General features: G+C 64.6%; 13 protein-coding genes. 6 read left to right on the top strand and 7 right to left on the bottom strand.

Going from position 1 to position 12,969, the window contains the following annotated elements; genetic code table 11:
- The first annotated feature begins 316 nt into the window (after nt 1-316).
- Together U5A67_RS10695 and U5A67_RS10700 are read left to right on the top strand one after the other, a co-directional pair.
- Complete coding sequence (locus U5A67_RS10695; protein ID WP_321814209.1) at nt 317-1,336, top strand: ABC transporter substrate-binding protein; 1,020 nt, start codon at nt 317-319, stop codon at nt 1,334-1,336.
- Nucleotides 1,337-1,447: 111 nt separating this feature from the next.
- Nucleotides 1,448-3,130: a GMC family oxidoreductase gene (locus U5A67_RS10700; protein ID WP_321813960.1), complete on the top strand. Its 1,683-nt coding sequence runs from the start codon at nt 1,448-1,450 to the stop codon at nt 3,128-3,130.
- A 60-nt stretch (nt 3,131-3,190) separates the two neighbouring features.
- Here the strand turns inward: U5A67_RS10700 and U5A67_RS10705 are convergent, their stop codons facing one another.
- The 6 genes from U5A67_RS10705 to U5A67_RS10730 form a co-directional block, all read right to left on the bottom strand.
- Complete coding sequence (locus tag U5A67_RS10705; RefSeq protein WP_321813961.1) at nt 3,191-4,621, bottom strand: aldehyde dehydrogenase family protein; 1,431 nt, start codon at nt 4,619-4,621, stop codon at nt 3,191-3,193.
- A gap of 38 nt (nt 4,622-4,659) precedes the next feature.
- Nucleotides 4,660-5,469 carry an ABC transporter permease gene (locus tag U5A67_RS10710; RefSeq protein WP_321813962.1) on the bottom strand — a complete coding sequence of 270 codons (810 nt, stop codon included), beginning with the start codon at nt 5,467-5,469 and terminating at the stop codon, nt 4,660-4,662.
- On the bottom strand, nt 5,466-6,335 hold the full coding sequence (locus U5A67_RS10715) for an ABC transporter permease (protein ID WP_321813963.1): 870 nt from the start codon (nt 6,333-6,335) through the stop codon (nt 5,466-5,468). Before U5A67_RS10715 ends, U5A67_RS10710 begins: the two co-directional genes overlap by 4 nt.
- A gap of 44 nt (nt 6,336-6,379) precedes the next feature.
- On the bottom strand, nt 6,380-7,714 hold the full coding sequence (locus U5A67_RS10720; protein ID WP_321813964.1) for an FAD-dependent oxidoreductase: 1,335 nt from the start codon (nt 7,712-7,714) through the stop codon (nt 6,380-6,382).
- A 2-nt stretch (nt 7,715-7,716) separates the two neighbouring features.
- Complete coding sequence (locus tag U5A67_RS10725; RefSeq protein WP_321813965.1) at nt 7,717-8,427, bottom strand: HAD-IA family hydrolase; 711 nt, start codon at nt 8,425-8,427, stop codon at nt 7,717-7,719.
- Nucleotides 8,428-8,490: 63 nt separating this feature from the next.
- On the bottom strand, nt 8,491-9,567 hold the full coding sequence (locus tag U5A67_RS10730) for an ABC transporter ATP-binding protein (RefSeq protein ID WP_321813966.1): 1,077 nt from the start codon (nt 9,565-9,567) through the stop codon (nt 8,491-8,493).
- A gap of 98 nt (nt 9,568-9,665) precedes the next feature.
- Here U5A67_RS10730 and U5A67_RS10735 point away from each other — a divergent pair, with 98 nt between their 5' ends.
- The 4 genes from U5A67_RS10735 (at nt 9,666) to U5A67_RS10750 (ending at nt 12,371) form a co-directional block, all read left to right on the top strand.
- The gene (locus U5A67_RS10735; protein WP_321813967.1) at nt 9,666-10,625 is read left to right on the top strand and encodes a LysR family transcriptional regulator; all 960 of its coding nucleotides are present in this window, start codon (nt 9,666-9,668) and stop codon (nt 10,623-10,625) included.
- A gap of 218 nt (nt 10,626-10,843) precedes the next feature.
- Nucleotides 10,844-11,299: a helix-turn-helix domain-containing protein gene (locus tag U5A67_RS10740; protein WP_205981990.1), complete on the top strand. Its 456-nt coding sequence runs from the start codon at nt 10,844-10,846 to the stop codon at nt 11,297-11,299.
- On the top strand, nt 11,296-11,994 hold the full coding sequence (locus tag U5A67_RS10745; RefSeq protein WP_321813968.1) for an HAD-IA family hydrolase: 699 nt from the start codon (nt 11,296-11,298) through the stop codon (nt 11,992-11,994). Before U5A67_RS10740 ends, U5A67_RS10745 begins: the two co-directional genes overlap by 4 nt.
- A 20-nt stretch (nt 11,995-12,014) precedes the next feature.
- Nucleotides 12,015-12,371: a cupin domain-containing protein gene (locus U5A67_RS10750; protein WP_321813969.1), complete on the top strand. Its 357-nt coding sequence runs from the start codon at nt 12,015-12,017 to the stop codon at nt 12,369-12,371.
- 86 nt (nt 12,372-12,457) lie between these two features.
- Here U5A67_RS10750 and U5A67_RS10755 read toward each other — a convergent pair whose 3' ends face one another.
- A complete protein-coding gene (locus U5A67_RS10755) occupies nt 12,458-12,952 on the bottom strand; it encodes an Lrp/AsnC family transcriptional regulator (protein ID WP_205981993.1) in 495 nt (164 codons plus the stop codon).
- Nucleotides 12,953-12,969: the final 17 nt, after the last annotated feature.

Raw genomic sequence — 12,969 nt, forward strand, 5'->3', positions numbered from 1 at the left:
ACTTGATGGTGTAAGCGTGTAGCGCACACGCGCACCGGTCGATCGCTGAACACGTTTGCACTACCCCGCCTTCATTGCCCGCGCGCCACCACGCCTCGCCGCCCTCCGCGCCATTACATCAAGTCATAGCGACTCCAACAATTTCGGCGTTGTAGCGTCAAAATTGGCTCACTATAGTCGAATCAGCCTCATGTCCGAATCCGCCGGAAAACCGTGCTGCCGAAGCGGCGCGCCTTGCCGGGCAAGCTTTCCCCTTCAACAACGTAGAGGAAGAGTCGTGATCAAACTGCAGAGCTGGCGCCCGGTCGCCATAACAATGACGTCGATGGCCGCCCTGGTGGCCGCAGCGAGCGCCCCCGCCCAGGCCGCCGGCAAGATAACTTTCGTGTCGCAAGGCGGTGCGTATCAGGAAGCGCAGACGAAAGCGATCCTCGACCCGGCAGCAAAGCAGCTTGGCATCACCATCGCGCAGGACAGCATCCCGGACGCCTGGCCGCAGGTGAAAGCGCAAGGCGCGACCGGCAAGCCGATCTGGGACGTGATCGACACGCCCACTTCGAACTGTCTGCGCGGCGGCCGCGAAGGGCTGATCGAGAAGCTCGATTTTTCGAAGATGCCGAACGCCGCATCGATCCCGGAGAAATACCGCACACCGTATTCAGTCGCCTACGAGTTCTATTCCACGGTCATCGGCTACAACAAGAAGACGCTGAAGAAAGTCCCGCAAAACTGGGCCGATTTCTGGAACGTCAAGGGTTTCCCCGGCACGCGCGCGCTGCGCAACGATCCGCAGACCGTGCTCGAAGCCGCCCTGCTCGCCGATGGCGTGCCGCGCGACAAGCTCTACCCGCTCGACGTCGATCGGGCCTTCAAGAAGCTCGCGCAGATCAAGCCGGATATCGCGGTCTGGTGGACGTCGGGCGGCCAGTCAGCGCAGTTGCTGCACGACGGCGAAGTCGATATGGAAATGATCTGGAACGGCCGCGCGAGCGCCGTGCGCAAGGACAACCCGGACATCGCCTTCACCTATAACGACGGCATCCTGCAAAACACGCAGTTGTGCATCCTGAAGAACGCGCCGAATCTGCAGAACGCCGTGCGTTTCGTCGATGTCGCGGTGTCGCCGGATCTGCAGGCGAATCTGCCGACCTATATCGATTACGGCCCGGGCAACCCGGCCGCGTACAAGACCGGCAAGATCTCCGCGGCGCGCGCCGCCGAATTGCCGAGCGCACCGGAAAACGCCGCAAAACAGGCGCTGATGTCCGAAGAATGGTGGGCCTCCGACGCCGGCATCCAGGCCAAGGCGCGCTGGCTGAAGTTCATGCAGCAATAAACGCCAGCCAATACACCGTGCAACAGCGCCCCCGCCAGCAAGCGTCACGCTGTTGCACGGCTGTCTCATTTGCCCTCCTGAACCGGCCTCTCTTACTGCGTTCGACTCCCTGTGTTCGACTACCTGATTCTCGGCGGCGGTTCGGCCGGCTGCGTGCTTGCCGCGCGGCTGTCCGAGGACGCCCGCAACACGGTCTGTCTCGTCGAGGCCGGCCGCAATCTCACCCACGCTACGCTGCCGCCCGACATCCGCAGCCGCTATCCGGGCCGCGCCTATCTCGACACGCGCAATCTATGGCAAACGCTGCAGGCTCGCATGAGCGCCCCTGCCGCGCCGCGCCGCTATGAACAGGCGCGGCTACTCGGCGGCGGCTCCGCGATCAATGCGCTGATGGCCAATCGCGGCGCGCCCGCCGATTACGACGAATGGGAAACGCTCGGCGCGAGCGGCTGGAACTGGGCGAGTTGCCTGCCATATTTTCTGAAGCTCGAACACGATGTCGACTTCGACGGGCCGCTGCACGGCAAAAGCGGCCCGCTGCGCGTCACGCGCGCGCCGCGCGAGCGGCTTTCGCCGTTCGTGCGCGGGGTGATCGACGCGCTGGGCCGCCGTGGCTACCCGCTGCGCGCCGACCAGAACGGCGCATGGGAAGATGGCACCTTCGTCGGCACGCTCGGCGTTAGCGCCAATGGCGAGCGGATTCCCACCTCGGTCTGCTATCTCGACGATTCCGTGCGCGCGCGCCGCAACCTGAGCATCGTGACCGAAGCCCAGGCCGAGCGCGTGCTGTTCGAAGGCCGGCGCGTGAGCGGCGCGGAACTCGCGTACCACGACGGCACGCGCGACACGATCAGCGCGGCACGCGTGATCGTCAGCGCGGGCGCGATCCACAGTCCGGCCTTGCTGATGCGCAGCGGCATCGGCCCAGCGGCCGACCTGGCGGCGCACGGCATTGCCGTCGTCGCCGCGCGTGACGGCGTGGGCCGCAATCTGATGGAGCATCCCTCGATTGCCGTCTCGGCGTTCCTGCCGCACGAGGCGCGCACACCCTTTCCCGACGAGCATCACGAGCAGGCGATCGTCCGCTATTCGTCGGGGCTGGCGGGCACGCCGGGCGGCGACATGCACGGCGCGATCCTGTCGCGCTCGGGCTGGCATTCGGTTGGTTACCGGCTCGGCACGATGTTCTTCTGGGTCAACAAATCGTATTCGCGCGGGCGCGTGACGCTCGCCTGTGCGCACGCCCAGGTGGAGCCGAGCGTCGAGTTCTCGATGCTTTCTGATCCGCGCGATCTCGAACGCCTGAAAGGCGCGGTGCGCTTCGGCGCACACACGCTTGCCGACCCGACTCTAGCGGCCACGCTCGGCCCGCGCTTTCCGTCGAGCTATTCGCCGCGCGTGGCCTCGGTCGCGCGCCCCGGCAGCTGGAACGCGCTGCAGCGCGGCATGCTCAGCGGGCTGCTCGATGTCGCCGGGCCGTTGCGGCCGGCGCTGATCGAACGCGTGATCACCCAGGGCGTGACGCTCGACACACTGCTCGCCGACGATGCGGCGCTGAGCGGATTCGTCACGCAATCGGTGGGCGGCACCTGGCATCCTTCGGGTACGTGCAAGATGGGTGCGCATAGCGACCCGCTCGCGGTGACCGGGACCAACGGCGCGGTTCACGATGTCGATGGCCTGAGCGTGTGCGACGCGTCCGTGATGCCGTCGATTCCCTGCGCGAACACGAACGTGCCGACGATCATGATCGCCGAGCGGATCGCCGACATGCTGAAGCAAGCAAAGACCTGAATACAGGTCGAAACGCGCGCGCCTGACCGGAGCACCCCGCCCTCGCCAAGCGCGCGCGTTTCACTCGCCGTAGCCCACCACGCCCTTCACTTCCAGAAACGATTCGATACCCCATTCGCCATACTCGCGGCCGTTGCCCGACTGCTTGTAACCGCCGAACGGCGCGCCCGCATCCCACGCCGGATAGTTCAGATACACGCTGCCCGCGCGCAGGCGGTACGCCACTCGGCGCCCGCGCTCCACATCCGCCGACTGCACATACGCGGCCAGCCCATACGGGCTGTCGTTGGCGATCGCAATCGCGTCTTCGTCGTCGCGATACGGAATGATCGTCAGGACCGGCCCGAAGATCTCCTCGCGGGCGATCCGCATGTCCGGAGTGACATCGGCGAACACGGTCGGCTGCACGTAGTAGCCCAGTTCGAGCCCGACCGGCCGTCCCACGCCGCCCGCCACGAGCGTCGCACCTTCGGCAATGCCCGCGCCGATCAGTTCCTGCACGCGGCCGAACTGCACCTCGCTGACCACCGGCCCCAGCGTCGTGCCGGGCGCATCGGCCGGGCCGACGCGATGCGCCAGCGCCGCGCGTCGCGCGATCTCGACCGCTTGCGCGTGACGCGCGGCGGGCACCAGCATGCGCGTGGGCGCATTGCACGATTGCCCGCTGTTGCCGAAACAGGCGTACACGCCCTTCGTCACGGCATCCTCGAAATCGACATCGTCGAGCAGCAGATTCGCCGACTTGCCGCCCAGTTCCTGATGCACACGCTTGACCGTGGGCGCGGCGAGTTGCGCGATCTGGATGCCGGCGCGCGTCGAGCCCGTGAACGACACCATGTCGATGTCAGGATGCGCCGCCAGCGGCGCGCCCACCGAAGGTCCGTCGCCCTGCACGAGATTGAACACGCCAGGCGGCACGCCCGCGGAATCGAGCACTTCGGCGAACAGCACCGCGTTCAGCGGCGAGATCTCGCTTGGCTTGAGCACCATCGTGCAACCCGCGACCAGCGCGGGCGCTACCTTGCAGACGATCTGGTTGATCGGCCAGTTCCAGGGCGTAATCAGCGCGACGACGCCAACTGGTTCGTAACGCACGCGCGTGCTGCCCTTGTTGCGCTCCCAGACGAAGTGCTCGCAGGTCTTCAGCAGTTCTTCCAGATGGCGGCGGCCGATACCGGCCTGCCATTCGTGCGCAAGCGCCTGCGGCGCGCCGATCTCGCGCGAGATGGCCGCGGCGATGTCGTCGTAGCGCACCAGGTACATGTCCAGAATGCGGCGCACGAGGGCGACGCGTTCGGCCGGGGTGGTCTGCGCAAACGATTCGAAGGCGCGTTTAGCCGCACCCACCGCCCGATCGACATCGCGCGCGTCACCGATGGCGACTTCGGCGAAGGGCTGTTCGGTGCAAGGATCGATGACCGGCAGGCGCGCGTTGCCAGCGGGCGCAACCCACGCGCCATCGATATAGAACTTCAGGGCATGCTCTGTCATGGGGGATTCCAGTCACGGGAAAGAGGCTCGGCCCAGACTCAGGCGCGCGCCGGCTGCACATTACCCTGGCCGCTGCGCCGGCTGACCACCACGAGCAGTACGAGCGCAAGCGTCAGCGCAGTCAGCATCGTGCTGATCGCGGCGATGGTCGGATCGATTTCGTCGCGCAGCGTGACGAACATCCGGCGCGTGAGCGTCTGGTTGTCGCCGCCGGAAACGAACAGCGCCACTACCGTTTCGTCGAGCGCTTGAATGAACACGAACACCGCGCCCGAGATCACACTCGAACGGATCTGCGGCAGCGTCACCGTCAGAAAGCTGCGCAGCCTGTTCATACCGAGGCTGCGCGCCGCCATTTCCTGGGCGTGATCGAACGAGCGCAGATCGGTGCCGACCGAAATCAGCACGTAGGGCAGCCCAAGCATCGCATCGGCGACAATCAGCCCGCCCAGCGTATTCACATAGCCAAACTTCGAATAGACGAAGAACACGCCCACCGCGACGATGATGATCGGCACGATCATCGGCAGCATCAGCACGGTCTTGAGCGGGCGGATCAGCGGATGCTCGCCGTGCTCGATGGCGTAGGCCGCCGCCACGCCGACCGGCGTGGCGATACAGGCCGCGGACAGCGAAGCAATCAGCGTGATGCGCGCCGCCGCCAGCCATTCGGGATTGCCGAAGAACGACTCGTACCAGCGCAGCGACAACGCGGGCGGCGGGAAAGTCATGAAGCGCGTATCCGAGAACGACAGCGGCACGACGATCAGCACCGGAATCATCAGGAACGCGAGAATCAGCACCACCAGCGCGATCAGCGCGCCGCGCACGAACGGGTTCGGTCTCATTTCGCCCCCAGGGTCTTGTCGAGCGGAATCACGCGGCTAGCCAGATAGAAGATCGCGAATACGCACAGCAGCAGCACCACGCACACGGAACTCGCCGCGCCCCAGCTGTTGTAGATTTCGACGTTGCGGCTGACCACCATCGACACCATGATCGATTTGCCGCCGCCCATCAGTTCAGGCGTGATGTAGAAGCCCAGGCACAGCACGAACACGAGCGTCACGCCCGCGACCACGCCGCCCAGCGAAAGCGGCAGGAACACGCGCAGGAACGCCTGCATCGGCGTCGCGCCGAGACTCGCGGCGGCCTGCGAGAGATTGGTCGGGATTTTCTGCATCGCCGAATAGAGCGGCAGCACCATGAACGGCAGCAGGATATGCACCATCGCCACGATCGTTCCGAACTCGTTGTAGGCAAGCTGGACCGGGCGATCGACCAGGCCCGAAGCCAGCAGCAGCTTGTTCACGACGCCGGTGCGCTGCAGCAGCACGAGCCAGGCATAGGTGCGCACCAGCACGCTGGTCCAGAACGGCAGGATCACCATGCCAAGAATCAGCGCGGTGATTCTTGGCCGCACGGAAGCCGCGAGAAACGCCACCGGATAGCCAAGCAGGAGCGTCGCGCCGGTCACGATCAGGCTCAGCTTGAAGGTGAGCAGGAAGGTGTCGAGATAAGTGCCGCTGAACACGCGATAGTAGTTCGCGAGCGCGAAGCCGCCGTCCTGCCGCACCGACTGCCACGACAGCCAGGCCAGCGGCACGACCAGCAGGACCACGATCACGGCCAGCGCGGGCGCCATCAGCAGCAGCATCGTGCGGTTTTCGCGGCGTTGATGGTGCCGCGCGGCGGCGGTCTCGTCGGGTTGCATCGGTGCGGTTCCGGCCTCTGAAACAAGTGCTCTGGCAGTAGTCATCATGCCCCCATGGCATCGAGGAACTGATACCACGCGGCCACGATTCTGACACCTGGCGCGCGCAGCGAGTGAAACGGCACGGGGCGCAGCCCGTTCTGCGCGAGCAGCGCAAGATCGGGCGTGTCGCCAAGAGCCAGCGCGGCAGCATGCTTGCCGATCAGGCTCGCCATGGCCACGCCCGCGCCGTTATAGCCGACGCAGAACACCGTCGCGTCGTCCGCGCGGCCCACATGCGGCAGCGCATTGAAAGTCATGCCGACATAGCCGGACCAACGGAACTCGACGCGAATATCGGCAAGATCCGGGAACAGCCCGACCATGGCCCGGCGCAGCGCCTCGAAACCGGTGTCCTGCCCTTCCTTGCCGAAAGCATCGCGCCCGCCGAACAGCATGCGGCCGTCCGCGCGGCGGAACCACTTCATCATGCGGCGCGTTTCGGTGTAGCTGCGCCGCTGCGTCATCAGCTTCGCGTCCAGCGCGGCGGGCAGGCGTTCAGTCGCGATCATCGCGCTGCGAAACGGCACCAGCTCGCGGCGCATGGCATCGGTTGCGGGCGTGAGGTCCGAATAGGCGTTTGTCGCGACGATCACCTGGCGCGCGCGCACGTTCGCACCGGGCGTGCGCAAGGTGACTCCATCAACGCCCGGCGTGCGATCGATTGCGAGCACGGGCGTGGAGGTGTGGATCGGCACGCCGCGTGACGCGACCACACGCGCAATGCCCAGCACGTATTCGAGCGGCAGGATCGTCCCGGCGTCGGCGCTGAGCACGCCGCCGACAAAACCGGTCGAGCCGGTTTCGGCGCTGACTTCGTCGCGCGACAGCACCGTCATCGAGCGGTCGCCCAGTTGCGCGCGCACCCATTCGGCTTCCGCGACAATCGACGCGAGCGCACGCGCGGTATGCGCGCAGCGCAGGCTGCCGGTGCGTTCGAACTGCGCGCGCGCAATCCCGCATTCGTCGACCAGCGCCTCGACCGTACGCACGCCCTCGTGCGCGAGACGGTGCATGCGCCTCGCCACGTCGACCCCATGCGTGCTCGCGATCGCCGAAAACGACGGGCGAAACTTCGACGACACCACGCCGCCATTGCGCCCGCTCGCGCCCCACCCGACCGGATTCGCGTCGAGCACCGCGCACGACACGCCGCGCTGCTGCAACGCGTAGGCGGCGCACAGGCCGGAGTAGCCGGCGCCGATCACGGCGATCTCGACCTGCAGATCGCGCGTGAGCGGCCCCGCGCCAACCGGCGCGTCCAGCGAGGCGGCCTGGCCAGCCAGATGTCGCCAAAGCGATTCCGGCTGCGGCGAGGTCGAAACCGGCGGCGCGAGCATCGTCAGGCCGCGCAGAGTTCGGCTTCGACGGCGTCGGCGAGTGCCGCGAGCGTCGGGAAGCAGAAAGTCGGCGTCGTCACTTTTTCGGGCACCGGCGTGCCGCCGAAACCCACCTGGCCGCGTCGGCGCTCGATCCAGCAGGTCGAATAGCCCAGCTCCGTCGCGATGCCGATGTCGTGATACTGGCTTTGCGCCGTGTGCAGGATTTCGCCGAACTTGTAGCCGAACGCCGCCTGACGACCACGGTTATAGGCAAAGAATTGCGGATCGGGCTTCGCTACGCCGGTTTCGTCGCAGCAGACCGTATCGTCGAACGGGTCGCCCAGCGTGTGTGCGTACGCGGAAAGCGCAACGCGGTCGGCGTTCGTCATCGCAACCAGCCGGAAGTGCTTGCGCAGCCGCTTGAGCGCCGCCACCGAATCCTCGAATGCCGGCCAGTCGAGCACGTCGCGCTGGAAGGCGGCGGCCGTGGTCTCATCAGCGGGCAGGTCGAGTTCGGCGGCCAGCGACAGCCACACATTGGCCATCTCGTGGCTGGAGCGGCCATAGAATTTCGCGCGGCCGCGCAGATAGGGCTCGAAAATCTGCTCGTCGGTCAGATCCTTAGCGGCCGGACCGCCGAGGCGGCGAACCGAGGTCAACACGCCTTGTTCGAAGTTGATCAGCGTGCCGACGACGTCGAACGTCAGCACCTTGAAATCGGTGAGCTTCATGGAGGGGTCCTTGATTGCGTTACGGTTGGCTGGAAAGACGGCATGCGCGGCACCCGCGCGCGCTCACGCGGGTACGACGATCGTGTCGCGCGGACTAAGTGCAACGGAAACGGGGGAACCGGGCGCCGGAATGCGATGCCGCGCATCGTGATTGCCCGGCTGGCGCAGGCTGAGCGCGGTGCCGTCCGCGAGCTTCGCGAACACGCGCAGGCTCTCGCCCTGATACAGCACTTCGGTCACGCGGGCCGACAGGCGATTGGCGTCGGGCGGCGCATCGCCGCTGTCGATCACCAGCTTTTCGGTCTGCACCGCGAGCAGCAGCTTGTCGCCGTTCGGCAGCGGTTCGGCGGATCGCAGCACGGCGTCGCCCAGCCGCACCGCGTCGTCGCCCGCGCGCGTGACAGGCAGCAAGGTCGCCTCGCCGATAAAGCTCGCCACGAACGCATTGCAGGGCCGGTCGTACAAACGCTCGGGCGTATCGATCTGCACCAGCTTGCCGTTCTTCAGTACTGCCACGCGATCGCTCATGGTCAGCGCCTCGCGCTGGTCGTGCGTCACATAGACGATCGTCGCGCCAAGCCGGCGATGCAAGCGGCGCAGTTCGATCTGCATCGTCTCGCGCAATTGCTTGTCGAGCGCGGACAGCGGTTCGTCCATCAGGATCAGTTGCGGTTCGAACACCATCGCGCGAGCCAGCGCGACTCGCTGGCGCTGGCCGCCCGAAAGCTCGCTGATACGCCGGCTTTCGTAGCCGCGCAACTCGACCATCGAAAGCGCATCGGCCACCTTGCGGGCCCAGCCCGATTTCGGCTCGCGGCGGGCGCGCAGCGGGAACGCCACGTTCTCGCCCACCGTCATGTGCGGAAACAACGCGTAGTTCTGGAACACGATACCGATTTCGCGCTTGTGCGGCGGCGCAAATGTAATGTCACGCTCGCCAACCCAGACACTGCCGCTGGACGGCTGCACGAAACCGCCGAGAATCCCGAGCAGCGTGGTCTTGCCCGAACCCGACGGGCCGAGCAGCGAAACGAATTCCCCTTGCGCGACCTCGAGCGACACATCGTCGAGCGCAACGACCTGGCCATAACGTTTGACCGCCGATCGAATCGATACGCCTGCCTTTACTCGTGCGTCCATCGTCGCGCTCCGCCTTTCAGTCAGTGTTGAACCAAGAATAGGCGGCGATTTTTTTGACGGCAATTCCCGAATTGTTGGATCAGGCATAACATCAGGTCATGCCAAACCTTCGCCGAAAACTCCCGAGCGCCAACGCGCTGTTCGTCTTCGAGGCCGCCGCGCGCTGCGGTAACTTCACGCGCGCCGCGCAGGAGCTTTATGTCAGCCAGCCCGCCGTAAGCCGCATGCTGGCGCGCATGGAAGACCATATTGGCGTGCGCCTGTTCGAGCGCGTGCATGGCGGCATCGAATTGACCGAGAACGGCCGCATTCTGTACCGCAAAATTTCAGAGGGACTGAACGGTATCGAGGAAGCGATTCTAGAGATCGAGGCCCGCGCCACGGGCGTCGAGCCGGTCACGCTCTCGGTTTCCACCGCCTTCACCACGCACTGGCTGATGCCGCGCATGAGCCGTCTGAACGAGGCGTTTCCTTCGGTCGATCTGCGCTTTCAGCTGATTTCGGGTCGGATCGGCGGACCGCTCGGCGATGTCGATCTGGGCATGCGTTTTCTGCACGAAGCGGAGATGGGGGAAAACAGCATCAGGGTTATGCCTGAGGTGCTGCTGCCGGTGTGCAATCAACGCTATCAGGAACTCGCGCTGGGCGAGGACTGGCTGGCGCACGGCGACACCGTCATCGTCATGGACGACGAAGAGCGCGGCTGGCACGCACGCTTTGCTGCATTCGCGAACGAGACGCGGCGCGCGGCTGGCGTGCTGAGCTTCAACGATTACGCAATCGTCGTGCAGGCCGCGCTGCTCGGCCAGGGTCTCGCGCTCGGCTGGGTCAACGTCGTCATGCACTGGCTCGCGCAGCGGGCGCTGGTGCCCGCCGTGGACGAACTGCTGGTGACGAACCGTCTGTGCTGTCTGTCCTGGGCGCCGGGACGCCCGCTCAGGCCGATCGTCGCCGAAGTGCGCGACTGGCTGCTTGCGGAGATGCGCGCCGATCTGGCCGCGGTCGATAGCGCGTATCCGTCGCTCGGGCTAGCGGCGGCGCTCTCTTCTGGCGAATGAATCGACGATTCACAGAGGGCGAATAACGGTCCGTGTTATTCGCAGCGCTATTCGCCACATTCTTCGCCGCGTTATTCCCTGGCCTACGCACAAGCCATCCAACATCCCCGCATTTTCTACGGAGCCACCCTCCGTGATCGCGATTTGATACTGCCTGACGCGGGCAAATGAGTTTTTTCGGTGGCCGGAGCAATCGTAAGCTCTCCACTATGAAATTCATGTCCGACCTTGCCCACGCAACGAACGCAGCCGCAGTCCACGCGCCTTGCGCGCCCAGTGGCGGCATCCGTGCTCTGAACGGGCTGCGCACGCGTGCGGGCGTCGAACTCGCGATCGCGCAGATTCACGCGAGCCCCGCCAGCGATCTGAGCGTCGCGGCGCTGGCCGCGCGCGCCTGCCTGAGCATGTGGCGCTTCACCGTTCTCTTCAAAGGACTGACCGGCGAATCGCCGCATCGCTATGTGACGCGAGTTCGGGTCGGGCATGCGCAAAACCTGCTGCGCCAGGGCTGCACGCCCGTGGATGCAGCGCAGGCGTCGGGCTTCTACGATCAGAGTCATCTGTCGCGCAGCATGAAAGCGAGCTGCGGCATGAGCCCTAAACAGTTTCAGCAACAGCAAACCGGCGACACGTCGGCTCTCTTCTCTTCCCTTTCATCCGCGAGCACCCCATGAGTCTGAAACGCTTCAAAGTCTTGACGTTCGACGTCGTCGGTACCCTGATCGATTTCGAGCGCGGCATGCTGAACTACCTGCACAAGGTAGCGGGCGACGCCAAAGTCTCGGACGAAGATTTCCTTGGCGCCTATCGCCAAGCGCGCAAGCGTGCCGATACGATCTGGTATCCCGACGATCTCGAACTGTGCTGGAAGCTAATCGCGCCGCGCCTGGGTCTGCCCGACAGCGACGAAGTCGCCAAAGGCTTTCGTGATTCGGTCTCCGAATGGCCTGCGTTCCCGGACTCCGTGGAAGCGCTCAAGCGCCTGCGCAAGCACTTCAAACTGGTGACGATGACCAATGCGCAGACATGGGCGCTCGCGCATTTCTCGAAGACCCTGGGCGAGCCGTTCGATATGCTGCTCGCCTGCGACGACGCGCTGTGCGAAAAGCCGGATGCGCGTTATTTCGCCTACGCCCGCGGCCGTTTCGAACAGGCCTGGGGTTTGCGTCAGGAAGACAATCTGCACGTTGCGCAGAGCCAGTATCACGACATCGGCATCGCACGGGAACTTGGCATTACGAGTTGCTGGATCGAGCGCCGTCATGGCATGCCCAGCTCCGGCGGCACGATCGAGTCCGCTCACACGGTTCCCGACTACCACTTCCACACGCTCGCGCAACTCGCCGACGCCGTGGAAGCCGGTCATTAAGCGCAACGACCGGACAAATCATGCCGATCACCATTCTTACGCAAAGCGCGCAATGCCAGGACCTCAAGCCTTCGGGCCCAGTAGGAGCACCGATCACCGAACCGGTCTGCGTGACGCAGACGCTGGAAGTGCCGCTCGAAGGGTCGGGCGGCAATCGCTCGGGGCTGTGGGAAGTGTCAGCGGGACGCTTCGCGCGTCACTTGGCCAATGCCGAAGTCATGCACATTCTCTCTGGCGAATGCACGTTCACGCCAACCGGTGGCGAAGCGCAGTCCATTAAGGCCGGCGACACGCTGTTTTTCCCGGCCAATACCACGGGCGTCTGGGATATCAAGACGCCGCTGCGCAAGGTCTATGTGGTAATGGCCGCCGCCTGAAATTGATTCGGATGCCGTACCATTAATCGAACGATGCGCTCTCGCCACGAAAGCGCATCGTCTATTAAAAACTCAGAGGAAAGCGGTCAAACCTTGCCGCCAAACACTTTCTCGATCGGATAATGCGTCTTGATGAAAGGCGATTTGATCACGATATAGCTGAAGTATTTCTCGATCCCCACATTGCGCTCCAGCAGCCCTTCCATCAGTTCCTGATAATGGTTGACGCCGCGCGCCACGACCTTCAGCAGATAATCGTAGCCGCCGCTCACCAGATGGCATTCGATCACTTCGTCCAGTTCCTTCACCGCTTTTTCGAAGCGGATGAAATCCTCGCGATGATGGTCGGATAAAGTCACTTCCGTGAACACCGTCAGGATGTCACCGATCTTCTCCATGCAAATCTGCGCGCTGTAGCCGCTAATGAAGCCTGCCTGCTCCAGACGCTTGACGCGGTTCAGGCACGGACTCGCCGAGAGCCCAACCGCTTCGGCGAGATCCACATTGGTCATCCGTCCATTCTTTTGAAGCTGGCTCAGAATCCGCAGATCCAGTCGATCCAGCTGCATATTTGTACTCATACTGCGCTTCCCCAATG

It is taken from the genome of Paraburkholderia sp. J69-1 (assembly GCF_905220255.1).
Lineage (GTDB): Bacteria > Pseudomonadota > Gammaproteobacteria > Burkholderiales > Burkholderiaceae > Paraburkholderia.